This is a genomic window from Legionella resiliens (genome assembly GCF_021344005.1).
In the GTDB taxonomy this organism is placed as follows: Bacteria; Pseudomonadota; Gammaproteobacteria; order Legionellales; family Legionellaceae; genus Legionella; species Legionella resiliens.
Genome location: NZ_JAJTND010000004.1, coordinates 994,947 through 1,020,357, shown reverse-complemented (window position 1 = coordinate 1,020,357; position 25,411 = coordinate 994,947). Strand labels below are relative to the sequence as shown.

The window sequence follows — 25,411 nt, the reverse complement described above, 5'->3', positions numbered from 1 at the left end:
TTCACTATCCCCGATAATGATAAAATGGATATCTGACATTGAATTTCTATAACTTGAAATTATTGTAATTTAAGGAATAAGAATCAAATCGATGGGTAGATAATTGGATAATGAAGTAAAAAGAGTCAGTCGATAAGCCGGGTTCTGTCATGGACAATCATTCATCTGGGACATGCGTCACCACATGCCTCAAGCGACCTACCCGAATCCCGTGCGGGTCACACGTAATGACTTTTCAGCCAAATGGATTCCTATTTGATCTTGCTCCGAGTGGGGTTTTCCCTGCCACGTCTGTTACCAGCCGTGCGGTGCGCTCTTACCGCACCATTTCACCCTTACCTCAAAGAGGCGGTATATTTTCTGTGGCACTTTCCGTAGGTTCACACCCCCCAGGCGTTACCTGGCACTCTACCCTATGGAGCCCGGACTTTCCTCCCTTTGCAAAGCAAAGAGCGATTGTCTGACCAACTCTGTTATCAATAGTAGCAGAGTGCCTAGCTAAAGACCACTATATTGGGAATATTTAATTATGAAAAAACCAGCGAGACTATTCTAATCAATTAGAAATCACGAGTCCCAATAAATTCATCATCAAAATAACGCTTTAATTTAGTACGTAATGTACCACGGCTTACACCAAGAACACGGGCAGCTTTTGATTGGTTGTAACGGGTTAACTCCATAACAGTACGAAATAACGGAGCTTCAACTTCTTCAACAATTAATTGATATAAATTTAAGTTGGAATCTTTATTGCTAATACTGGTTAAATAACCCTTAACAGCATGAATTACTTGATGTGAAAGTGCTTCGCTGCTTTGCACCATTGTTTCTGTGCTCATTTAAGTCTCCTAGTACAGATTAATTAAATAAAATTATGCCCAGTACATACACTCACCGAACACTATGGCCTATATAGTACCAAACATCTCAAAGAGTGTAAATATTGTTTTAATGATATTCATTTCTTAAGGAAATATTAAGTCAAAAAAATTTTACCATTTTACAAGTTGAATGGACAAGGCGAATTTATTATTTAATTGCTGTATGACTGTTATTTTTTATTAAGTAGAAGAAAAATAATAAGAAAATTTGTATGATTTTATCTCAAATGCCCAAAAATTGTAGATTCCTATTTAATCTTTTCAATTATTTTTCATAACTGGTGGCATTTGAATTATTAAGGATAAATAGGCCAAAAGAGCATACCAGTGACGTGTATTACCATCTTAATGGAACCTTTAGTTTCCCTTTTCTGGAAAAAACAGCAAAAAAAATAACTGCATTGAAATATATGAAGAATTAATTCGAGTACGTAGAGAATATCTCCAAAAAACACCGCAACACCCCAAAGTGCTTATTCCAAAGAGTTAATTGTAATTATTTGGAAACATTTAACTTGGTGTATAAGATGATTCAGAATCTAACTGATATTTTTGATGGCGCGGTGGATATAGTAGAAAGTTCAAAAGCTAAGTATATTGAAATTAGAACAAAACCTAAAGAAATGGCGAATGAAACGCGTGATAGATATATAGATTCATTCATATTCGGCCTATAGTTAATCTTCGGCGCTTCTTCCAAAGCTGAATTAAATAAAGTCTTAGGCTTTTTTTTCAAATAAGCAGCAATTAAGCAGGAAACAAATTAAAGAGCATCCATTATGTTTTCCATATAAATTCTCATCAATGTAGGTATGTTTATTGATGAAGCCCTCCGTTAACGTGCCACAGCTTCTCCGTAGCACGTAGGCTATAAAGACATTGCTTATGCCGCAACGCATTCTACTCCACTGTGAAACTTTCCCCACATCCACATTGACCTGTTTGGTTAGGGTTATTGAAAACGAATTTATAATTTAAACCCTGTTTTACGTAATCAACACTCATATTTTTCAGAAAGGGATAACTGGACTTATCAATACATGCACTATAATTTTCAGTCAGAGTAAGAACCAAATCACTTTCATCAGGAGCTCGTACATAATCAATGACATAAGATAAACCAGAACACCCAGTTTTTTTTACCGATAAACGGATCCCAGTATATTCAGAATTTTTTTGCAAATAAGACACCAAGTGTTTTACTGCTGCTTCAGTAAAAATGATTTCAGGTACGGTGCTTTCTACATGATGCATTACTACACTCATTATTACCTCTCGATTCGATTTGTTTTCTTCATTAAAAGCAATGCTTCTTTATAAACATCAATAATCCTTAATGCTATAGGATATTGAGCAACAGGAATATCTAATTCTTTAACGATGAGCTGATAATCAATTTGCGGTACGGCATCCATGGTCCGCCCTTCAAGCTGCCTGCATAACCATTCCAGGCTCGCAATTACATAAGGATTACCATTTGTTTTAAAACAAGCTCGGACAATTGTACCCTCTGAATTACACTGTACATAGAGTTCAATCGTTCCTTGACCTTTTTGGTCGTTTTTAACAACTCCCGCAAAATGATCATTTAAATCGATAACCCCTACATGTCTGGGTGAAAAAAAACAATCCTCTACAATTCTATTATACATCATGATGGTGATATTTCATGCAATCGAGTTACTTGCGTACAAATAACGTTAATCGCGTGCTCTACTTCTTCTTCCTTAGTAAAACGCCCTATTGATAATCTCATGCTACTTTGCGCCAAATCATCGCTTAGCCCTAAAGCTCTCAACACGTAAGAGGGTTGGATACTGGCAGAACTACAGGCTGAAGTAGTAGATACAGCTAACTCATTCAATGCTAAAAGCAAAGAATCCCCATCTAAACCGGCAAAGCTTATATTAAGATTGCCCGCAATTCGCTTTTGCTCATCTCCATTAAGCTGGATGCCCGGCAAATGCTTAATACCATTCCATAAACGCTGACGATAGCTTAAAAGACGGGCTTGTTCCTCTTCTCGTAAGCTTTCGGCTAACGCAAACGCTTCTCCCATGCCTACAATTTGATGCGTGGCCAAGGTACCTGACCGTAAACCTCCCTCATGCCCACCACCAAAACTTTGCGGCTGAAGACGAATTCGTGGTTTGTGCCGGACATAAAGCGCACCCACACCTTTGGGACCATAATTTTTATGGGCTGATAACGCCATTAAATCTACAGAAAGATGTTCAAGGTCAATAGGAATTTTTCCAGCACTTTGTGCTGCGTCAACATGAAAAAGAATTCCTTTATTACGTAATAAAGCACCAATAGACGCAATATCTTGTACTACACCAATTTCATTATTCACATGCATGATGGATACTAAAATGGTATCTGATCTCAATGCTTGAGTAAGTTTTTCAAGATCAAGCAAACCATTGGATTCAGGCTGCAGATAAGTTACTTCGAATCCATCTTTTTCTAAACGATAAAAACTATCAAGTACTGCCTTGTGTTCTGTACTCATCGTAACCAAATGCATCCCTTTATTCTTATAAAAGTGGGCTGCGCCTATTATCGCCAAATTATTCGCTTCTGTGGCACCTGAAGTAAATACTATATCCTGGATGGACGCGCGAATTGAATCTGCAACTTGTAAACGCGCATGCTCAACAGCAAGAGCTGCAACGCGACCGTATTCATGGGTTACTGAAGAAGGATTACCATAATCTCCATCTGGGCCTAAATAACAAATCATGCGCTCTACTACACGCGGATCTGTCGGTGTTGTTGCCATATAATCAAAATAAATTGGTATTTTAATTATTCTGTTCACTCCGGCTCCTTTTACTTGCCCATTCCAACGTTTTTTGAACTTGACTCAACATACCTCTTAGCAGATTTACTTCCATTTTTTCCAAATTTACCCGATTAAATAATCGACGCACACGCTGCATTAAACGTCTTGGATTTGACGCTTTTAAAAATTGAATCTCAATAAACACTTCTCTCAAATGCTCATAAAATTGTTCTATTTCATCCGCTGCAGCATATTCATCCTCACGTAATGCCACTTCTGCTTTGGGTGCTAACAGCTTCATTCGCAATTCATAAGCAATAATCTGTACCGCCTGTGCCAAATTAAGTGAAGCATATTCAGGATTGCTCGGAATATGGATATGATAATGACATTTTAGCAGTTCTTCGTTAGTAAGACCTGCATGCTCTCTTCCAAAAACAATCGCAATCTGAGTATTTTCTGATTGTTGGCTTACCAAATCCGCACACGATGCAGGAATTAAGCCAGGTAAGGAAAGACCTCTAGGCCTAGCGCTTGTTCCCAAAATCAGCTGGCAGCCAACCAAAGCCTCATCTAAAGTTTCAGTAACGACAGCTCGTTCTAAAAGGTCATCAGCCCCTGCTGCCATTTCTTTTGCTTTATAATCCGGAAAAGATTTAGGTTTAACCAGATACAGGGAATTTAACCCCATAGTTTTCATCGCTCGAGCTGCTGAGCCTATGTTACCGGGGTGAGATGTTGCTACTAGAATAATACGAATTGAGCTTAACTTCATAAAAAAACTTTTATTAATGCATTGAAATGCCTCTATCATATCATCGAACACCCTTTTTGACGATTTTTGCTTTTTTCATATTTAACTCTATTTGCGCAAAAAAAATATGATAGAATCACCGGTTTTGTACATTCAAGAGTATATTCATGGAACCACTTTTAAATATAGCAATTAACGCAGCACGACTGGCCGGTGAAATTATAATTCGACATATGGAGCAAGTGGATCGTCTCAAAATTACCGCTAAAAATAACCATGAATATTTTAGTGAAGTAGACATCAAAGCCGAACAAGCCATTATTCATACGATTCATAAAGCATATCCTGAACATGGGATTCTTGCTGAGGAAAGTGGTATCCAGGAAGGAGATGGCGAGTCAATCTGGATTATTGATCCACTGGACGGAACATCCAATTACTTACATGGATTTCCTTTCTTTTCAGTTTCTATAGGGGTAAAAGTTAAAGGCAGGATAGAACATGGAGTTATTTACGATCCATTACGACATGAATGTTTTGCTGCAAGCCGAGGGCGCGGAGCACGATTAAATGATCGAAGAATACGCGTTTCCAAGCAAACTCAACTTGTGGCCTCGCTTTTAGGCACTGGTTTCCCCTCACGGGACATCAATGCAGCACAAAAATACCTACCTACTTTTGAAGCATTATTTGGTAAATGTGCCGGAGTCAGAAGAACTGGATCTGCAGCACTTGATTTGGCTTATGTAGCCAGTGGTCGGCTGGATGGATTTTGGGAGTTCGGTTTGCGGCCTTGGGATATTGCAGCAGGATCCTTATTAATTCGAGAGGCAGGTGGATTAATTAGTGATTTACAAGGCGGTGATGATTTTCTCAAATACGGAGACATTGTAGCTGGAACACCTAAGGTGTTTAAATCATTGTTACAAACTATTTCCCCTATTTTGAAATAAGAAAAATCGTAGCCTGGGTGAAGGCAGAGCCGTTACCCAGGAATAATTTGTTACAGTCCCGGGTTTCGCTGGGCTCCACCCAGGCTGCAAAGAATTCAGGGCTTAAATTTTATTTAAACCCCGGCTTTAATCCAAGAGCTAAAGGAAGTTCATCAGCCAAAGCAGTTCCAAGACTTTTGGACACTCGATCAAAAAGATTTTGCTTATGGGTATAATCAATAACTTCAGGGATTTTAATCACTTCACGAGCTACCTGTCCACTGCTGGCAAGACCATCAATTAGCCCAATTGATAAAGCCTGTTCGCCAGTCCAAAAAAGTCCAGAGAATGTGTCATTATCAATATGTAAGCGACTTCCTCGACCTTCTTTTACTCGATTGATAAACTGTTCATGTACTTGATCCAACATAACCTGTAATTTTTGCTTGGCGAAATCAGTTTCAGGGGTAAAAGGATCTAAAAATGATTTATTTGCACCCGATGTTTGTAATCTTCGCGAAATACCAATTTTATTGATTAAATCTACAAAACCAAAACCATTATACAAAACACCTATAGAACCAACCATGCTTGCAGGACTGGCATAAATATTTTCCGTTGCAACAGCAACGTAGTAAGCAGCAGAAGCACACGCATCCACACAAACTGAATAAATTTTTATATCCGGATATTTTTTATGATAAAATTTTATAATGTTGTACATATATTCAGCCTGAACTGGACTGCCTCCAGGGCTATTAATACGAACAATCACTGCCTTTAACCCAGGATTTTTATAAGCTGAATCCAACCCCTTTGCAAAATCATCTGCATTGGCTTTAGTTTCAGACATTTCTCCTGTAATATCTACTATACCTACGTGAGACTTGATATTAGTACCTACACCTTCATTGGTTCCCTTTGACACGTAATAAACTATATAAGCAATGATGAGCAAATAAATAACACGCATAAACCATTTCCATCGGCGCTTCCTTTTCGCTTCTTTCATATAATCAATAATGATTTGATTCAGCAAAGCTTGGGAATCCGAAGTAGAATTAGAAGAATGGTTATTTGTCATAATCAATCACTTGAAATAATTAAATAAGCCCTTATTTTACGGTAGATGCAAGAAAATTAATACCCATTAACCATTAGAAGGTTATACATCATGAGAATGGATAAACTAACATCAAAATTTCAAATAGCTCTGGCAGATGCTCAATCTCTGGCTTTAGGACGAGACAACGGCTTTATCGAACCCGAACACTTAATGAAGGCGCTTCTGGATCAACAAGGAGGTACTTGCAGACCGCTGCTTAGTAAGGCTGGTATTAATATCCCTCTCTTAAGAACCCTTTTAGATCAGGCGTTAGATAAACTTCCTAAAGTTGCTGGTATGGGAGGTGATATCCATATTTCAAATGGATTAAATCGTCTATTAAATCTTACTGACAAGCTGGCGCAACAAAAGAAAGACAATTTTATTTCCAGCGAGCTTTTTGTTTTGGCGGCAATAAGTGAGGAAGGCAGTCTTTCTCGCATACTAAAACAAGCAGGTGGTGAAGCGAAAGCAATAGAAAATGCAATTAATGAATTGCGTGGTGGAGAAACGGTTAACGATCCTAATGCCGAGGAACAACGTCAAGCTCTTGAGAAATATACTCTAGACCTAACCGCCCGCGCAGAACAAGGTAAATTAGACCCGGTAATTGGTCGCGATGATGAAATTCGCAGAACCATTCAAGTATTGCAAAGGCGTACAAAAAATAATCCTGTTTTAATTGGTGAGCCCGGCGTAGGTAAAACAGCAATTGTTGAGGGATTGGCACAACGTATTATTAATGGTGAAGTTCCTGAAGGTCTAAAAAATAAACGGTTACTTTCATTGGATATGGGGGCATTGATTGCCGGAGCAAAATTTCGCGGTGAATTCGAAGAGCGATTGAAAGCTGTTCTAAACGATCTAGCAAAACAAGAAGGTCAAATTATTCTCTTTATTGATGAGCTTCATACTATGGTGGGAGCTGGAAAAGCGGAAGGCGCAATGGATGCAGGAAACATGCTCAAACCAGCTTTAGCGCGCGGTGAGCTCCATTGCATCGGTGCAACCACTCTTGACGAGTACCGACAATATATCGAAAAAGATGCTGCTTTGGAACGGCGCTTCCAGAAAGTTCTTGTTGATGAACCCAGTGTTGAAGATACAATTGCTATTCTTCGTGGTTTAAAAGAGCGTTACGAAGTACATCATGGGGTTGAAATTACTGACCCAGCTATAGTCGCAGCTGCTACTTTATCGCACCGATACATTACGGACAGACAACTTCCCGATAAAGCGATTGATTTAATCGATGAAGCAGGAAGCCTGATCCGCATGGAAATTGATTCTAAACCCGAAAGCATGGATAAGTTAGAACGACGTTTGATTCAATTAAAAATTGAGCGTGAGGCACTCAAAAAAGAACACGATGAAGCATCTAAAAAACGACTTGATGACTTACAACATACAATTGACGAGATGGAACACAACTACTCTGATTTAGAAGAAGTTTGGAAATCAGAAAAAGCGATGATGCAGGGAGCAACTCAAATTAAAGAGGCCCTTGAGCAAGCAAAACTTGAAATGGAAACCGCACGTCGAGCTGGAGATTTGAGTAGAATGTCTGAATTACAATATGGACGTATTCCAGAACTTGAAAAACGTTTGACACAAGTGGCTGAAGCAGAATCTCATGAAAATAAATTAGTGCGTAATAAAGTGACAGAAGATGAAGTGGCAGAAGTCGTTTCCAAGTGGACTGGCATACCTGTAGCTAAGATGATGGAAGGTGAAAAAGAAAAATTACTGAGGATGGAAGAAGTATTGCATCATCGTCTCATAGGTCAAAATGAGGCAATAGATGCTGTATCCAATGCCATTCGTCGTTCACGTGCAGGATTATCCGATCCTAACCGTCCTATTGGATCATTTTTATTCCTTGGTCCTACTGGTGTGGGTAAAACTGAATTATGTAAGGCCCTTGCTTCATTTCTCTTTGATACCGAAGATGCGATGGTACGCATCGATATGTCCGAGTTTATGGAAAAACATTCTGTTGCCCGTCTCATTGGGGCGCCACCTGGATATGTTGGTTATGAGGAGGGAGGCTATTTAACGGAAGCGGTTCGACGCAGGCCTTATTCCGTTATTTTGCTTGATGAAGTAGAAAAAGCGCATACGGATGTGTTCAACATACTCCTGCAAGTGATGGATGATGGACGCTTGACTGATGGCCAAGGACGTACTGTTGACTTTCGCAATACCATTATTGTCATGACCTCAAACCTGGGCTCCAATCTGATTCAGGAAATGGGGAATAAATTTAAATACGAACAAATTAAGGATGCTGTAATGGAAATGGTGCGCCAGCACTTCCGTCCTGAGTTCATTAACCGCATTGATGATACCGTAGTTTTCCATTCCCTTGCTAAAGATCAAATTGCGAAAATTGCTGCAATCCAAATTGGTTATTTGCAAAAACGCCTGAAACAACAAGATATCCATCTTGATGTAGCTCAGGAAGCATTATCACACTTAGCAGAAGCAGGCTTCGATCCTGTATATGGGGCAAGGCCTTTAAAACGCACCATTCAACAACAATTGGAAAATCCTCTGGCTCAAGATATATTGACAGGAAAATTCAAGGCAGGTGATACCATTAAAGTCACTTATAAAGAGGGTGAGATGAAATTTACAAGTCATTAATCATGGCCGCATGAGCGAGTCATAGTCGTGCTGGCCATTAAGTGAAGGATTCTCGACTTTCTCCCCTGCTTCCCGCGGCTTGTCTGCGGGAAGCAGATAACTGAATAGCAGACCCCATTATACCTCATCCAATGCTATCTAGATTACTTCTTAACACTTTATACGCTTTAACCGTTCTACTAACCGTTTTTTCACCTCTGGCCATTCTCCGGCAAGGATACTAAACAGGACCGTATCTGTGACCTGGCCATTGTGATGAATCATATGTTGACGGAGAATACCTTCTTGTGTTGCTCCCAATTTTTTTAACGTATTGTAGTTTTTGACATTACGAGGGTCTGTTGCAATTTGTATGCGATTGATACTCCAGATCTCAAATGCATTTTGAAACAGTAACAGCAAAGACTCGTGATTATAGTGCTTCCCCCACACTGACGGTGTAAACCAACCATAACCAACTTCTAGCTTTTTATGTTGCAGATCTATCTCATAATAAGCTCGGCTTCCAATTAATTCATTGTCCTTTAACCGTCTTATTACATAGGTAAGTTGGATGCCGTGGAGCTGCTTCATCAAACAATTCTGAAACCAGGTATCATAAAATTTACCATTCGCTTTATTGGGCATATAAGTCCAAATTCGCGCGTCATTGGCTGGATGACGCAAGCTCTCGTAATGACTTAAAGCAAGAGGCTCCATTTGAATGCTTTGACCAATAAGGTTCTCAGGCACAAGTGTACTGACTTTTGTTTTACTTTTGGGCATAATAAGCATGTCATACATTATTGTTTTCTCAATCTAAAAACATGATCAATAAATTATTTCATCGAATAAAACAACTGTTCCAAGTTCCAGCGGATAAAATTATTTCTAATGCTTATCGGATTATCTCAGTTAATGAGAGTTATCAAAACACTGCAAAAGTTTATGTTACAGTGCAAGTTACTGGAAAAGCAGTAACCTTTGACAAGTCAGTAAGCGAATTGTATCAAAAAAAATGGCTGGATAATTTTTCGCATGAAGATGTAGCACATATTGCGGCTTTATATTCTGCAGAACAAACCAAGAATCTGGATTTAATTAAACGATTCCCCAAACAAACCCCCGCAAACAAATCCAGTGTTATTAGTGTTGGAATACTGTTCACAACTTTTTTAATCTTATCGAATTTAGCAGCCTTTAAAATAGCTGCTTTTGGTTCCATCAATTTTGCTGCGGGTTTAATTTTTTTCCCTTTAACCTATGTCTTTGATGATATTCTGACTGAAGTATATGGATTTAAAGTTAGCAGGCGGATCATTTGGATGGCATTACTAGCGAATACTATTGTATTCTTGGGCACCTGGCTTACCATTTATCTGACCCCTTCGCCCTACTGGTCTCATCAAGAAGCTTATGCAACAGTATATCAAGGAACATTAAGAGTTTTCGTAGCTTCCGTCATTAGTTATTTTTTTGGGGAATTTGCCAATTCAATTATTTTAGCCAAACTCAAAGTGCTGACATCCGGGGAGCGTCTGTGGCTGCGTGCGATTACAAGCACGATGGTTGGGGTGGGTATTGATACAGTACTTTTTACTCATATTGCCTTTTTGTTCCTAATTCCCTACGCAGGCATTTGGCAAATTATTGGAACAATGTATTTACTCAAAGTATTGTATGAGGTATGTGCGTTGCCCATCACATATCGTGTTTCAAATTATTTAAAACGAAAAGATAATGTCGATCATTATGATGTAAAAACTAATTTTAATCCGTTTTCATTAGCGCTTTAATCATGGATACAACCATAAATAATCTATCTGGAAATGGAAGAATTATTATTCATTCGAGTTATTTGTGGTATTTGACCTTAACTTATTCCATGATCATTATACTGGCTAATTGGTTTGATCCAAGGTTAATTAATGTTTGGGGCTTAACAACTGATGCTGGAACACTGATCTTTCCATTATCCTTTTTGCTTTCTGATTTGATTACTGAGGTGTATGGTTATAAATATGCACGTCGTACTATTTGGTGTGGGTTCGTATTTAATTTATTTTTTATTTTATATGGCCAACTTGTCATCCATATGCCCAATCCTAATTTTACCACCAATAATGCTATTTTCGATACCCTGTTAACCATTAACTCCAGAATTATTTTGGCATCATTTATCAGTTACCTAATTGCCGAATCGTTCAATTCTTACCTTATTGCCAAAACCAAAGTTAAGACTCAAGGACGGTATATGGGAGGAAGATTTCTTTTTGCTACATTTTTAGCCTCAGGGCTGGATAGTGTAATTTTTACAGCGATTGCATTTTATAAAACACTACCTAACTCTGTTTTCATTACCATGATGTTCACTATGTGGTTCATTAAGGTGTTTATTGAATTATGTGGCCTTCCGCTCTCCATAAATCTAGTCAATAAGTTAAAAAAAATAGAACAAATTGATATTTATGATAAAAACACAAAATTTAATTTATTTCGTTTTGATCTCAACTACATCCAGCAAGAAAACGAGTATTTAAACAAAACAAGAGGAAATGATACAGTGTGACCTGGGGGTCGCGACCCCAGGTTAGTTTGCAATAAAAATTAAACCGTAAGAATCACCACTTCGCTCTCTTCTTTTTTCGGTGCTACTTGCAAAGTAAGTTCTTTTTCAGCCCTAGCAATCGCAGTATGCATCTTCTCTGCTCCTTCAAAAAACTCACAATCAAAGGCAGTATCCTGTTTGGACTCAATGAACCGTTTGAGAAATTTCACACCGTCTAACATATCTTCTTTTGACAATTCATCCAGAGATCGTTCCAGACCTAAAGCCTGTTGGATAATAAATAACAGATCTGTATCAAGGAGCTTTAGTTGTTGCAGTAGTAATACATAACCACCAAAAAGCATGTAACTGCATGTAGAATCAGAACAATCTTTCATCTTTCCCAAAAAATTACTGTGATCAATCGATTCAAGATCATCTTGAACCGAGGGAGTATAAAATAAACTAAATATTGCATTTCTTGATGTCTCTGACTCAACATGTTTAATCAGACTGGCATTAATTGTTTCTCCGTCTAAAATTTTAAACGAATTAAAATTCCTATAATCTTTTGCAACCCCTCTACACCATTTCTCCATATCTTTTTCAAGCTGTTGGCGTTCGCTTTCGATTTGTGTCACTAGAGATTTAACAAAATCAATCGCTTTAAATCGATGTAACACTGCTGCGCCACGTTTTCTTTGCTCATCAATAATATCCTGAAGATACTGTTTGAAATGTTCATCCTTTACAAAATGGGGGTACTTCATGAAACGGGGAACTTTCTCTTTATCTTCAAGCAACATGTTATCACGAAAAACTTCTAATGATTTTACGATGGTTACAACATCAAGAATCTTTAAATCATCCTCTTTATATCTTTTTCTGACAACATCTATTTCTTTAAATTGCAAAGCTCTTCTTATGGCTTGGAATAACTTGCAAGTGGTCACATCACATTTGCCAAAGTAGGTCCAAGATGCATATGCATTATAATCATCATATTCTTTAATCAACCGAAAATAGCGATGAATTAATGCACCTAATAAAAACAAAGTACCTTGTTTGGTTTTTTCTTTATCCTCTTTGGGAATTTGCCGCAGTTCATTTATGAGTAAATTAAACACATCAACCTGGGTATCTCTGCCCGATTTACATTTTATTACCTCATTTGTTCTAGCAATTAATACTTCAAGGCTAGATTGTTGTACTACAGAGGATCCATCATTGACCTGACTATCCACTACTTTATATCTTCCTAATAAAGTGGAGTATTTTGCTTCTAGATTAAGCGTATTGACTCTAAATTTTGCAAATGCTGGCGGGATAAAAGTCATACATCCTCCTTAATACATACTCATTCCTAGAGAACTCATAACCCCTTTATAAAAGCCATATAAGGATGAAGAGTTCTTATTAAACGAAAAATATTTTGTCTCATGAATATCCTTTTGAATTGTTGCTCCTAATCGTTCGTTTAGATCCTTATATGTTTTTTCTTCTCTTCGTTCATATACAAAGGTGCAATAGTAACTAAACTCACTCAAACATGAGTTAAAAAAATCCTTATCCATGTCTTCAAGAGATTGAATGTCTAAATGACTGCGAAATAAATCAATTAAACTTTGATGAAGATAATTACTTACCGAGGAATCATATTGAAACCACTTGACCAAATATATTCCAATAATAACCTTTCTTCTAAATTCATTGAAATCATCTAGAGTTAGCTCAGGATTTCTTTTAACGACTTTAACATATTGGATTAATTCATATGTCTCATCTAAACTGTGAGCCAGCATACTTATTGTGGTCGCATCATCCATGGCAGCATGTCTCGAAATGAATAGGGAAAAAAAACTTAAACATCCCGCATGTTGTCCATTAGTTCGCGCTAAACACGTCGCTAGTCCTCTTGCTTTTTGCTGAAATTCGGCAAACAACATTGTCATTGCGTCCCTCCTGCAAATATTGACCCGCAATAACTGCAACGCGTCATTGTCCAAAAATGTAAACGCCTTCATTTTTTATAGCAACCTATAAAAAATAATGCAACTATTAATTTAACTAATTGAACATAAAAAGAATTAAAAGTCTTTTTTATAATTTTTTATGTCCAATACGTTCGAGGATAACTCAAGTAAGAAAGAGGTGAAGAGCAAAGAAATTAAGCCCGGGCGAACAAAGGTGCAGCATAACTAAAAAAACTAAAGGAAGCCTGGGTGAAGCGGGTACGCTTCGCCCAGGTTATAAACTATCTTGAAAAGCGCTCGTCTATAGAGTTGATTAATTTTTGATGAATTCCATTAAAACCTCGATTACTCATGACCAAAACAGCATCCCCCTCTTGTACAACCCCAGTCACCTCTCTAATTATTTCATCATGGTTTTTACAAATCTTATAGGGACAAGTCCAGTTGTTTACAGTTTCGTGCAAATTAAAATCATTCGGTTCCAAAACATATGCGCCATTCACTGGTTCCAAAGCATGTGCCATTTCATTAGCATGAACACCAGTACGCATGGTATATGAGGCAAATTCTAACACCGCAAAAATACGTTGATGTCTCTTACTTTGTTTTAAAGCATCGATTGTTCGCATAATGGCTGTAGGATGGTGCGCAAAATCATCATAAAGTGTTATACCATATTTATTGGATCGAACCTCTAAACGACGCTTTACTGGAGTAAAACGTTCTAACGCTTCAGCTGCTACTTTGGGGCTTACTCCAGCATTTACACTGGCAACAAGAGCAGCCAAGCCATTTTCCACATTAAAACGCCCAATTAAAGGCCATCTAACTTCAGCCACTTCCTTGCCATCATGCAAGACTTTAAATGCTGAACCATTCTCTTCAATTAATTGTGCTGTCCATTGTGCACTATCACCTAAACTCAACTCTTCAATTCGCGAATATTGACCACGAGCAATCACTTCATTAAGTGCTTTATCATCTCGAGGCTTAATCACAACACCACTTGCAGGGATAGTTCTCATCAGATAATGAAATTGCAATTGAATCGCTGCTAAATCAGGATAAATATCTGCATGATCAAATTCCAGATTGTTTAAAATAGCGATTCTTGGACGATAATGCATAAACTTAGGACGTTTATCAAAAAAAGCACTATCATATTCATCTGCTTCAATTACAAACCATTTACCCAAACCAAGACAAGAGCTTGTTTGAAAATCAGATGAGACCCCACCAATTAAAAATCCAGGATTAAATCCTGCTTGATGCAAAATCCAGGCAACCATTGACGTAGTTGTTGTTTTACCGTGGGTACCAGAAATGGCGATTACTTGATATCTGGATAAAATATTTTCAGCAAGCCATTGTGGTCCAGAAGTATATGGTTTGCCTGATTCAATTACAGCTTCGAGTACTGGCATACCTCTTTTAATGGCATTGCCCACAATAACCAGATCTGCTTGTAATGCTAAAGTAGTATCATCATAACCTTCATTCCAGGTTATTCCTTTTGCTGCGAGTAAGTCACTTACTGGCGGATAACAGTTGGCATCACTTCCAGTAACCTTATAGCCCGCATCACGCGCCAACAAAGCTAAGGCGCTCATAAAAGTGCCGCTTATACCTAAAATATGTAAATGCATGATAATCCTAATCTCATTGTAATAAAGAAATAGTTAAAATATTAACCGCTATTAAGCCAAATGCAGCCAATACAGATTGAATCGCTGTAGTGTTTAATGCAAACTTATATATATGAGCTGTGATAACAATCTGCCAAACAGATAATCCCAAACTTAAAAATAAATAAAGAATGCCAATAAATAAAAATAAAGGATTTCTTAAATTAACCAGAGAAAGATATGGTCCAATAATCAATAGAGGAATAATTAATATATGGATGATAATATTAATACAGTACAATGAAGTGACTGTCTGCACAAGCCTCGGGGTCAATCCTTTAACAAACAACACAAGATAAGTATAAATGACATAGGAGATAATTAAAGATATGGAGGTGAATACATTATTTATCATCTCCCCAGAAGAATTTATCATCTTTTCAGTAGAGTTGAAATAAGCGTAATCCCATTCGACCGCCATAAGTAAAGCCAATAAGAAAGCACTCAAAACCATTCGAGTAATAGAGTAAGGTGTATTTTCTGGACTTTCTTTTAATAAGCAAATATCCCAATAACGATCAAATATTAGATGTAACATTTAAGTCTTCATTTTTTAATTAAATTTAATCACTACAAAACTACCTACTCTCCGATAATGATTCTTCTTTTCTCATTATTTTTTTTACCATGCCGAGCTGTTGTACAACAGGCTCGCTCCATGGCCCTGAAATTTTATAACTGTATGCAGATATTTTTTGCATGCTCTGATTAATAATTTTATTCGCCACCCAAGCTGCAACACCTGCTACAGGACCGCCAGCAATAGTTGCAACCACAGGCAAACTCGCGGTTATATGGGGAGATATTTTTAAGTTCAGGTCATAGGTATGTTTCACTAAGTCAAGATCTCCTTTCATACTTGCATAAGCAACAGGCCCATCAAGATAACTATCCTGTGTACCCATGATTCCTTTATTCACACTAAAATTTCCCTGAAAAATATCAAAACTATAGCCTTGATGTGCCAAATCACTAAAATCCAATTGTAAACGGCGTGGAATAGTCTGCAAACTTAGAATACTTAATAATTTACCTAGGCCTAACTTTTCTTCTGTGTCCTTGCTTAAATTCGTAATTCTTCCATTTTTAAGTTGTAAATACATAGTTCCTTTTAGCGCGGCAAGAGAAAATTGATACAAACTCTTTTTCCAACCCCCATGAAACTCCATATACCCTTTTTTTGCATGAACAGCAGGAGTTACATTCCAACGCTCTAAAGTTTTAGCTAAATTTGTGATATTCAGTTTTACATCAAGATTTGTCTGATTTACATTTTCTTTTTGAATCCATTCCCCCTCAACATTAAATTGATAGACTGGAGATGTAATTTGGCAATAATCGACTTTCCATTTTTCAGTGGTGGATTTACTCTTCAAAGTTACATCCCCCACTTGCACTTTTCCCACAGACAAATTATCAACACGCAAATTAAGGTTTGGTATTTGATTTGGATGCATTTGTGTCGTTTCAGCAAACTCTTTACCTGCGGTATCCATTTTATCCAAATTTAAATGGTGCACATGACCGCTTAATTCATTGGTAGGTCCATGATAAATTAAGTCAGCAGCAACATTTTTTTGCTGTAAATTAAAAGACCAATCTTTACTCGGTAATATTTTTGCTTTCACTATAATTCTATTAAACTGCTGTTTCAAAAAACTGAATTTATCTATAGTTATATTAATAATTCGCAAATTATTTAATATAGATGAGTCTGTTTTTGCAGAAGAAAATTGACTGTAGATATCCTTCCATTCCTGGAGATCGAATCCTTTTAAGGCACCTACAACAGAAAGGCCGGGTAATTTTTGATTTACAGCATTTGCACTACCTAAACGCAACTGTCCAGAATCAAAGGCATACCCCTCTTTAGAATTTTTAAATAATAGATCCGCGCTTAAACGATTATCGTAGTTACCTCGTAAGCGCATTGATTTTTTCGCATTGAGCTCAAGAGTTAATTCCAAGGGGGTCTTTTCATTTGATTTTTTACCTAAAGGAGTAGGTAAATTTACATCCATCCCCTCTAAAGTACTATTAAAACTGATACTGTCTGCTTCGGAAGGTTTATCACTTAACTTTAATACTGCGTTCACATCTAAAGAACCATCAACTACAGCAAGTTGGGGCAATCTAAATTGGTTTTTCAAAGAATCAACGGTACATTTCCCATTGATCGTAATTGTTGTTGCAGGCATTGGTGTTTTAACCGATTGAATTTTGATGTTCATTGGATGTCCCAAGATTGTGGCAAACAAGTAACTATCTGTTATCCCTGTTTCATTAAACATCAACCCGCCTGATAGATTTTTCACAGAAAATTGGGCTACTTCATGATTCACTGTAATTGTATTATTTTTAAAGGTGAGATTCCCTTTAGCAAGTACCTCATCATTTTCTGGATATAAAGGAACCTGTACGCTTAAATTGAGTAAGGCAGAGCCTTTAATGGACAGCATTTTTAAAAGGGTTAGCTTTTTCCTTAAAGGAGAAGCCATAACATAATTAATCATTTTTTGTACTGATGCATCAATTTTTCCAGTCACCAGCAAATTTTCTTTATTCTTTCCAATGTCATTGATACGCAAATACATTTCTTTTGTAGGTACACCCTGGAAATTAGCATGGACTATATCAATATTAAGATCCCGGTTTTTTAAATGAATAAATCCATCAATTTCTTTTATAGCCCGCCATTTGGAGTTGATTGCTATCTCTCCACCACTTGCAAAACTCTCTATGATAAATTCGCCGGTATTGTTATCGAAAGGAAAATCTTTTGCCATACCATTAACTCTTACCCTTCCACTCGCATTAGCAATCCGTTTTACATCATTTTTTAGCCAAAGATACAATTTAGGTTTCATGTATTTTTTAGGTAAAAACGGAACCCATTGCTGCCAATTTTTACCAGAAAATTCCGCACCAAGACGAACATGACCCACAGATTGGCGAGTCACCTGATCTACCGCGCCCTGCATGCTTAATGTTAATTCAGGCTGGCTTACTACAAACCGTTCCATACTAACCCGTAAACCATCATTCAACTCCTTCCAGTCAAAAGCACCATTAAGTAGTGTTAATGTTTGCTCTGGATAACCATTAACCTTTATCGAAGTATTTTCAGAGTCAAGCTCCAATCGCCCTTGTTCGGGTTGCCAGTTTATAACACCTGAAAGATTTTTTACTTGGGGAATATCATCTTTGGCATCCCATCCTAACTGCTCAAAACGTGTTAAAATATAATTTATAGAATAGTCATCAATAGAAAAACCATTCCCTCTTTTTTGTGATGTGTCCGTAGCATTTGGGGTTGTGTTAAGTACGGTCGAAGATTCTGATTGCAAATGCTCATTTTCAGTAACCGTGCTAAAAACCGGGACTGGAGGAATAACCGAAACATTGGTATTTAGTGAGACCAGGACCTGAGTATCTTTTAAAATTCCCTGCGGTTTCATAGCCAATATGTTCTGGATACTTTCAGGCCAGTTAATTGCATCAGAAAACAATGATTCAATAATGATTGATTTTGCAAATAATAGATAACTTTGTTGTTCTTTATTGTATTTAAGCAATAATTTATTCTCAGGCCAAGCTACACCACCAATACGCAATTTAATTGGATCGGCTTGGAGCTGCCAGCCTAAATTGTCGGGCTTCCATGAAAGATTTGCAAAGAATGATTGGATAAGTTGACTGTTTTGATTATTCAGCAATCGCCAAGCCAGCCGCTTAAAGGTTATCTGTGCTTGCACTGAAGAAACTGCACCATGATGTACATCAAGCCAGACCTTAATATTGCCCTTTCCCCCCTCAAAATGCTCAGTCGTCTTAGGAAACAAATTTTGCCATTGAGCAGGCACTATATTTTTAGCTGAAAAATAAAATTGCCCTTCAATATCCTCAAAATTGTCGGGATCAAAATATCCATCACCTAACAGTTGAAAATTAGTACTGCTTGTTTGTGCAAGTTGCGCCTCTCCTTTAAACTTATAATGTCCACCGCGATTTGCTACCGATACATTTAAACCATCAACAGGAATCAAGCCCCCGTCGCTAAAATGGAAATAAGCTGAAACATGCTTAATGATTAAGTGTTCTTGCTGCGAGAGCCAGACCAAAATCCGCTTGGTTTTCTCTGGCGTCATCTCGGTACTATTTAGGGGATCGGTAGCAACACCATCAATAGACCAATGATTATCTTTTTCTCTCAAATTGAGATGCATGTCATCAATAAAGAGAACTCCCGGTTGGATCTGCCAATTCCATAATGATTTAAATAAGTTAATTCCGACTAACAATTTATTGATATGAAAATCATGCTCTGAATCATCCCCCAAAGTAACCTGATTTAATTTAAGTACAGGTTGAAACCAATACCATCCTGTTTCCATTGTTTGTATTGTTACAGGTTGCCCTATAAGGATTGATAGACGATGTTCTACTTCTCCCTTATATTCTTTTGCCCAGGGAGTTAGAGAGCGAAATATGCTGGATAAAACAGCCATAAAGATAATTAGGACAGCTAAAAGCATCCAAACTCTTTTTAATACTGTACTCACGCGTTGTGTTCGATTACTCATTGATTTTTTTACTATACCATTGCTTTTGCGCATACTCATCATTTTCTTTTTGTTCGATGCGCTGTAATTTGAGTTGTTCGATCTTGTTAACCCGATCTACCAATTGGCCAACCCCTTCTTCAGAAATCTTTGTCTGTTTATATTTGAGTTCAGCCTTTGCCCTTATTTTTCCTAAATGAGCCAAATGTGCGGTTAATTGTATTAAAGCCGTATCCAAATGGCTAATAAAATCGATGCGATTACGTAGTCGAGCAACTGCTGTTCCTTGTTGACCAATTTTCTCAACTTGCTTTAGATAATCCTGTCGATAAGCAACCAACTGATCATGCTTTAACTTATTATGCTTAAATTGCTCCTGGGCTTTTAAAAACTCATGATATGCAGCATAAGTTGCTTCTTTTTTAATCTGTAAAAGCTGTTTTAAACGTTCCAATCGCTGACTCATCCATTAACTCCAAAAGATGATGCTAACTGGGATAACATATCCACACTTTCCTCATAAAGAAACCGTTCATTGATACTTTGCTCCATATATCTGCGAATTTTATCTCGAGATTGAATCGCCTTATCGAGATTTGGATCACTTCCCATTGCATAAGCGCCCAGCAATATGAAATCTTTATTTTTTTCATACAGTGATAAATTCTTTTTGAATAATAGCATATCATTCATTTGTTGCTCAGATACTATAGTTTGCATTACCCGACTAATTGAAGCTTCCAAATCAATAGCAGGATATTGTCCTTCTTCAGCAATAGACCGACTTAAAACAATATGCCCATCCAAAATAGCTCGTGCTGCATCTGCAATAGGATCTTGCATGTCATCGCCTTCCGTTAAGACTGTATAAAATGCAGTAATCGAACCACTGCCAGTTTCGCCATTACCCGCACGTTCGACGAGTTTTGGTAATTTGGCAAATACAGAAGGGGGATATCCTTTAGTTGCTGGCGCTTCACCTATAGATAGAGCAATCTCTCTTTGAGCCTGAGCAAAACGAGTTAAAGAGTCTATTAGCAGGAGTACATGCTTGCCCTGATCGCGAAAATACTCAGCAATACTCGTAGCTACTTTAGCACCGTGTAAACGCATTAAAGGGCTTTCATCTGCAGGTGCCGCCACAACAATTGCGCGCTTTAAACCCTCTTCACCTAAATTCAATTCAATAAATTCCTTGACCTCTCTACCACGCTCCCCAATCAAACCCACAACAACCACATCAGCTTTGGTAAAACGAGTCATCATTCCTAACAAAACAGATTTTCCTACTCCTGATCCTGCAAATAATCCGATTCGTTGGCCACGTCCCACAGTAAGTAATCCATTAATTGCGCGTATTCCTACATCTAGGGGCGTATCAATGACCGCTCTTTTTAAAGGATTAATTATGGGACTAATTAAAGGATATACCTCATTTAGCTCAAGAGGAGGACCGTCATCTATAAGAACTCCAGAACCATTTATAACTCGCCCTAATAATTGAGCCCCCACTTCGACCTGAGCAACACGTCCCGTTGGGGTAATAATCATCCCGGGAGCAAGCCCCTGAATCGCGCCTATGGACATCAAATAAGCACGATCTTGGCTAAAGCCAACAACTTCAGCGTCAATCGTGCGTGATTCATCAATAGTAATAAAACAACGCGCACCAACAGGTTGATTAAAACCTTTAGCCTCCAGTGTGAGGCCGACAGCCCGACTTATGCGACCACAATGTAATAATCCTAAATGCTTTTTTTCGCGAATTTCAGGCAATATTTTGGCCAGATGTGACTCGTAAACTTTCATCTGTTCACCTTAGTTTTGCAAAGGTTCAATCAGATCGTGAGTAATATACTTTGTGAATAAAGTGGCTAAACGGGTATATACTCGAGCATCTAATTCACTATCTTCCCCTTTTAAATAAAAATCTCCTCGATTTAATAAAGGATCTGCCACCAAAATCTCTTGCAGACCAGGTATCTCTTTTTCACCAAATTCTTTTTTGACCCAGGTAACATCTTCTGGATGCATGGCAAGCACTTTATAGGTTTTTAGGGAAGGCAATTCAGATTTGATGGCATTGAGTAAATCTATTAATTTATTAGGATTAACAGATAGTTCCACACCAATACAATGCTGAGTTAACCAAATTATAGTTTGAATTATTTCTTGAGTAACCTGTTCATCCACAAGTTTTATCGGTTTTTGCAGTAGATCAAACCAATATATAAACTGTTTTCTTTTTTCATTAATTTCAGCCTGTGCCTGTTGTATGCCTTCTGCATAGCCTTTTTCTTTAGCCTCCTGCTTTAAACGTTCACACTCGGCGAGAAACCGCTCCTCTTCATTAATTTCAACTTTCGCTTCATTATTTATAATCGATTTATATTCCCAGGCACTAAACTCGCTATTATTCTCATTTCTCTTTAGGTAAGGCTCGAATTTATCCGACATATACTTATCATCCCTGAAAATCATATCCAATCATAAAATGTAACTTTAGTGCAAAAAAATAAACATTAGTTCCCTTCACTACAACCCAGGTTAGATCATCTCATCCCCACCTTTGGAGCCTAGTGCAATTTTACCATCTTCTGCAAGATTTTTTGCTGTCGCCAGAATATCACGTTGAGCACGCTCTACATCAACTACTTTAACAGGTCCTTGTAACTCAATATCCTCTCGTAATAAATCGGCACCACGTTTAGACATGTTAGAGAATATTTTTTCCTTAGTAGGCTCGGTAGTCCCTTTCAAAGCCAGTTTTAATTGCTCCGGTGTCACATCACGCAATAACGTTTGCATGCTTCGATCATCCATATCCACCAAATTCTCAAAGACGAACATTTTATCTCGAATTTTTTCGCTTAACTCTTTATCCCAGTCTTTAATTTTATCGAGTACTTCTTCTTCCATAGCACCATCAAAATAGTTAATTACATCAGCTACACTCTTAATGCCTCCTACCGAGGCAGATTTACTTACTTTCTGACCACTGAGTTGTTTCTCTATAACTTGGCCTAACTCTGAAATGGCTTCTGGTTTTACTGTATCAATATTGCACATACGCAACAATACTTCCGAGCGCTTCTCCACACTAAAATAACGCACCACTTCAGCCGCTTGTTCACTATCCAAATGGATTAATATTGTTGCAATAATTTGTGGATGTTCATTACGAATTACATCAGCAATTAATCGACCATCTAACCATTTTAAACGGTTAAGTCCGCTGTCTTTATCAGAAATCAGAATGCGATCAATAAATGGAGTCGCTTTTTCTAATCCTAAAGCTTCAATGAGTACTGTACGTAAATAATGCTCTGTATCTACCGTTAAACTGGTTTGCTCCCCAATAGCATTAGTAAATTCGACAAGCACAGTTTCCATTTTCGCCTTGGTAACATTACTGAGCGTCGACATCGCGACACCCACCTTTTGTACTTGTCTCGGCTCAAGATGTCTCAATACTTCAGCAGCATTTTTTTCACCCATGCTTAATAGCAAGATGGCTGCACGCTCTATCCCATCCATAATTACCCCCGATCAACCCAATTTTTAACTACCTGTGCTACGCGCTTGGGCTCCTTATCAACAACCTGGCGTAATAAATTTAACTGCGATTCATAATCATTGGCTTCTTTGATTGAGATTGTTCCATCATAGGTCAAATCTGCTATAGGTTGCTCATCATCCGCAACACCTCTGACATTTCGATTACTGGCCAGTGTTTTTAGCATTGGCCTTAGCACGCCAAAAATTAAAGCCAAAACAAATAGAGCAGCTGCCGTTTGCTTCACTATGGACCAGAAAATATCCTTTTGCCAAAAACGCTCTTCAGGTATAGCCGCTATAGGATCGGGTTTTACAAAATCTGTATTGATTACATTTAAACTATCACCGCGTTGTGCATTTAATCCAATTGCATCTGCAGCAAGTAATTTAATTTGTTGTATTTCTTTTTGCGTCAAAGGAGTTTTAGACATTTTCTTAGTTTTCTCATCCATTACCGCCCTATTGTCTACCAAAACTGCAACAGTGAGTCGTTTAATTGTTCCAGGTTGATTTTTGGTATGGCTAATTGTCTTATCCAACTCAAAATTCTTAGTACTTTGCCTACGCAAATCCGTGGATTGATTGGTATCTGATGCTATTTGTGTTTGCGGTGGTGCATTTGGTGGTACATTTTTAGGAGGGGCATTTTTGGGATTAAGAGCAGGATTGGCTTGCGGTGTATTAGATAAAGTTCCAGGGACTCCAACCGCTTCATTTGAAACATTACGTTTCTCTTCCATGGTTTGTTCGCTTCGCAAAGAAGGAAGCTCGGGATTAAACATTTCTTGTGTTTGTTCATAAGTGGTAAAATCTATATCAGCAGAAACTTTTGCTCTAACCCGACCATAACCAAGTATTGGTGTTAATATATCTTGAATTTTTTGAGCATACTGATGTTCCAAATTTTGTCTGTAATCTAAAAAGCGCTCTGTAGCTGTAAAAAGGGTTTGTCCACCGCCTTCATTTAACAACTGTCCATCCTGATCGACAACCGTTACCCGACTTGCAGAGAGATTTGGAATGCTGGATGCAACCAAATTTACAATTGCGGCAATTGTATGTTTTTTAAGTTCCAAACCTGAATAAACATCTAGGAAAACAGAAGCGCTAGGCTCGTGAGCATCTCGAACAAAAGCCGATTCACGTGGAATTGCCAAATGAACCCGAGCTGATTTAATATCATGGAACTTACTTATAGTACGGGCAAGCTCAGCTTCTAAAGCTTGTTTGTAACGTGCGTTTTCCATAAATTGACTGCTGTTAAACGCATTCGAGCTTGAAAAAAGCTCTTCCGAACCCACAGGATCACGTGGCAATCCTTCCATTGCAAGTTTAAGACGCACATTTTGCAGATTATCTGCTGCAACCATAATCATGCTATTGCTATTATCAATCTTAAAATCAATACCATTGCGTTCAAGAGCAGAGACTACTTCAGCTGCATCACGCGCATTCATTTGCGTGTATAAAGGGACATAATTCGGATCACGAGACCATAAAACAACTGCCAAACCGATTGCAATGCTTGCAGCAATCCCCACCAGCAAACCAATTTGCCGCGCAATAGAAAGATTTGCAAATTTTGCTGCCACTGTTGACGCACTATTAGCCAATGCCATATCAAGCTCCTAATTATACTGGCATATTCATAATGTCTTGATATGCTTGTACCACTTTGTTGCGAACCCGAACAGTAGCCTCAAGTCCCAGATTGTTTTTCTGGGCTGCTATCATTACTTCCCCTAAACTCACATTAGGATCACCCATTTCAAAACGAGTTTTTAAAGAATCTGCAGATTGATTTAACTCATTGACTTGACTTAATGCTTGTTGAAATACCGTACCAAAAGAATGACTCGTTTCTGTTTCAATCACCGCACCTTCAGCCTTTGCAGACATTGTCTTTATCTGATTTAGCAGATTTACTGTATTAATATCACTCATTTCCTTATCTACCTCATAATTATTTGGTGTTTTATCCCTTCATCTGGTGATTT

General features: G+C 37.9%; 22 protein-coding genes and 1 other RNA gene. 4 read left to right on the top strand and 19 right to left on the bottom strand.

Annotation, left to right across the window (positions count from 1 at the left end; all coding sequences use genetic code 11):
* Positions 1–117: 117 nt before the first annotated feature.
* From rnpB to trmJ, 6 genes are all read right to left on the bottom strand, one after another.
* Positions 118–472: RNase P RNA component class A (rnpB, locus tag LXO92_RS09915), an RNA gene on the bottom strand.
* A gap of 88 nt (positions 473–560) precedes the next feature.
* Positions 561–842: a helix-turn-helix domain-containing protein gene (locus tag LXO92_RS09910; RefSeq protein ID WP_182352513.1), complete on the bottom strand. Its 282-nt coding sequence runs from the start codon at positions 840–842 to the stop codon at positions 561–563.
* Between the two features lie 942 nt (positions 843–1,784).
* Entirely contained in the window at positions 1,785–2,150 is a 366-nt protein-coding gene (locus tag LXO92_RS09905; RefSeq protein ID WP_182352512.1) for a HesB/IscA family protein, read from the bottom strand.
* Positions 2,151–2,152: 2 nt separating this feature from the next.
* On the bottom strand, positions 2,153–2,539 hold the full coding sequence (locus tag LXO92_RS09900) for an iron-sulfur cluster assembly scaffold protein (protein ID WP_182352511.1): 387 nt from the start codon (positions 2,537–2,539) through the stop codon (positions 2,153–2,155).
* The gene (locus LXO92_RS09895; RefSeq protein ID WP_304599235.1) at positions 2,536–3,708 is read right to left on the bottom strand and encodes an IscS subfamily cysteine desulfurase; all 1,173 of its coding nucleotides are present in this window, start codon (positions 3,706–3,708) and stop codon (positions 2,536–2,538) included. The genes LXO92_RS09900 and LXO92_RS09895 overlap by 4 nt, the downstream gene beginning before the upstream one ends.
* Positions 3,692–4,447, bottom strand: coding sequence for a tRNA (cytosine(32)/uridine(32)-2'-O)-methyltransferase TrmJ (gene trmJ / locus LXO92_RS09890; RefSeq protein ID WP_182352799.1), 756 nt, complete (start codon positions 4,445–4,447; stop codon positions 3,692–3,694). Before trmJ ends, LXO92_RS09895 begins: the two co-directional genes overlap by 17 nt.
* A 146-nt stretch (positions 4,448–4,593) precedes the next feature.
* Between trmJ and LXO92_RS09885 the strand changes: the two genes are divergently transcribed.
* Positions 4,594–5,379 carry an inositol monophosphatase family protein gene (locus LXO92_RS09885; RefSeq protein WP_182352510.1) on the top strand — a complete coding sequence of 262 codons (786 nt, stop codon included), beginning with the start codon at positions 4,594–4,596 and terminating at the stop codon, positions 5,377–5,379.
* A gap of 109 nt (positions 5,380–5,488) precedes the next feature.
* Here LXO92_RS09885 and LXO92_RS09880 read toward each other — a convergent pair whose 3' ends face one another.
* Positions 5,489–6,442, bottom strand: coding sequence for a S49 family peptidase (locus tag LXO92_RS09880; RefSeq protein WP_182352509.1), 954 nt, complete (start codon positions 6,440–6,442; stop codon positions 5,489–5,491).
* 90 nt (positions 6,443–6,532) lie between these two features.
* Here LXO92_RS09880 and clpB point away from each other — a divergent pair, with 90 nt between their 5' ends.
* Positions 6,533–9,109 (top strand): ATP-dependent chaperone ClpB, encoded by a 2,577-nt coding sequence (clpB, locus tag LXO92_RS09875; protein ID WP_182352508.1) that lies wholly within the window; start codon positions 6,533–6,535, stop codon positions 9,107–9,109.
* A gap of 150 nt (positions 9,110–9,259) precedes the next feature.
* On the opposite strand, the gene LXO92_RS09870 is transcribed toward clpB, so the two are convergent.
* Positions 9,260–9,892: a GNAT family N-acetyltransferase gene (locus LXO92_RS09870; RefSeq protein ID WP_182352507.1), complete on the bottom strand. Its 633-nt coding sequence runs from the start codon at positions 9,890–9,892 to the stop codon at positions 9,260–9,262.
* A 23-nt stretch (positions 9,893–9,915) separates the two neighbouring features.
* Between LXO92_RS09870 and LXO92_RS09865 the strand changes: the two genes are divergently transcribed.
* Both LXO92_RS09865 and LXO92_RS09860 read left to right on the top strand, forming a co-directional pair.
* Positions 9,916–10,884 (top strand): queuosine precursor transporter, encoded by a 969-nt coding sequence (locus LXO92_RS09865; RefSeq protein WP_232890875.1) that lies wholly within the window; start codon positions 9,916–9,918, stop codon positions 10,882–10,884.
* A gap of 2 nt (positions 10,885–10,886) precedes the next feature.
* Positions 10,887–11,657 carry a queuosine precursor transporter gene (locus LXO92_RS09860; protein WP_182352505.1) on the top strand — a complete coding sequence of 257 codons (771 nt, stop codon included), beginning with the start codon at positions 10,887–10,889 and terminating at the stop codon, positions 11,655–11,657.
* 38 nt (positions 11,658–11,695) lie between these two features.
* On the opposite strand, the gene LXO92_RS09855 is transcribed toward LXO92_RS09860, so the two are convergent.
* The 11 genes from LXO92_RS09855 to fliE form a co-directional block, all read right to left on the bottom strand.
* Positions 11,696–12,973, bottom strand: a complete 1,278-nt coding sequence (locus LXO92_RS09855; protein ID WP_182352504.1) for a hypothetical protein — start codon at positions 12,971–12,973, stop codon at positions 11,696–11,698.
* A gap of 9 nt (positions 12,974–12,982) precedes the next feature.
* On the bottom strand, positions 12,983–13,588 hold the full coding sequence (locus LXO92_RS09850) for a hypothetical protein (protein WP_182352503.1): 606 nt from the start codon (positions 13,586–13,588) through the stop codon (positions 12,983–12,985).
* A gap of 302 nt (positions 13,589–13,890) precedes the next feature.
* Positions 13,891–15,255, bottom strand: a complete 1,365-nt coding sequence (gene mpl, locus LXO92_RS09845; protein ID WP_232890874.1) for a UDP-N-acetylmuramate:L-alanyl-gamma-D-glutamyl-meso-diaminopimelate ligase — start codon at positions 15,253–15,255, stop codon at positions 13,891–13,893.
* A gap of 13 nt (positions 15,256–15,268) precedes the next feature.
* Complete coding sequence (locus LXO92_RS09840) at positions 15,269–15,832, bottom strand: hypothetical protein (RefSeq protein WP_182352501.1); 564 nt, start codon at positions 15,830–15,832, stop codon at positions 15,269–15,271.
* A 40-nt stretch (positions 15,833–15,872) separates the two neighbouring features.
* A complete protein-coding gene (locus tag LXO92_RS09835; RefSeq protein WP_425600746.1) occupies positions 15,873–19,910 on the bottom strand; it encodes a YhdP family protein in 4,038 nt (1,345 codons plus the stop codon).
* Complete coding sequence (gene fliJ / locus LXO92_RS09830) at positions 19,870–20,322, bottom strand: flagellar export protein FliJ (protein WP_232890873.1); 453 nt, start codon at positions 20,320–20,322, stop codon at positions 19,870–19,872. The genes LXO92_RS09835 and fliJ overlap by 41 nt, the downstream gene beginning before the upstream one ends.
* On the bottom strand, positions 20,319–21,665 hold the full coding sequence (gene fliI / locus LXO92_RS09825; RefSeq protein WP_182352499.1) for a flagellar protein export ATPase FliI: 1,347 nt from the start codon (positions 21,663–21,665) through the stop codon (positions 20,319–20,321). The genes fliJ and fliI overlap by 4 nt, the downstream gene beginning before the upstream one ends.
* Before the next feature lie 9 nt (positions 21,666–21,674).
* Positions 21,675–22,313 (bottom strand): flagellar assembly protein FliH, encoded by a 639-nt coding sequence (locus tag LXO92_RS09820; RefSeq protein WP_182352498.1) that lies wholly within the window; start codon positions 22,311–22,313, stop codon positions 21,675–21,677.
* Positions 22,314–22,403: 90 nt separating this feature from the next.
* Positions 22,404–23,393 (bottom strand): flagellar motor switch protein FliG, encoded by a 990-nt coding sequence (gene fliG, locus LXO92_RS09815; protein WP_182352497.1) that lies wholly within the window; start codon positions 23,391–23,393, stop codon positions 22,404–22,406.
* Positions 23,394–23,395: 2 nt separating this feature from the next.
* The gene (gene fliF / locus LXO92_RS09810; protein ID WP_182352496.1) at positions 23,396–25,033 is read right to left on the bottom strand and encodes a flagellar basal-body MS-ring/collar protein FliF; all 1,638 of its coding nucleotides are present in this window, start codon (positions 25,031–25,033) and stop codon (positions 23,396–23,398) included.
* Between the two features lie 13 nt (positions 25,034–25,046).
* Positions 25,047–25,358: a flagellar hook-basal body complex protein FliE gene (gene fliE, locus LXO92_RS09805; protein WP_232890872.1), complete on the bottom strand. Its 312-nt coding sequence runs from the start codon at positions 25,356–25,358 to the stop codon at positions 25,047–25,049.
* Positions 25,359–25,411 lie beyond the last annotated feature (53 nt).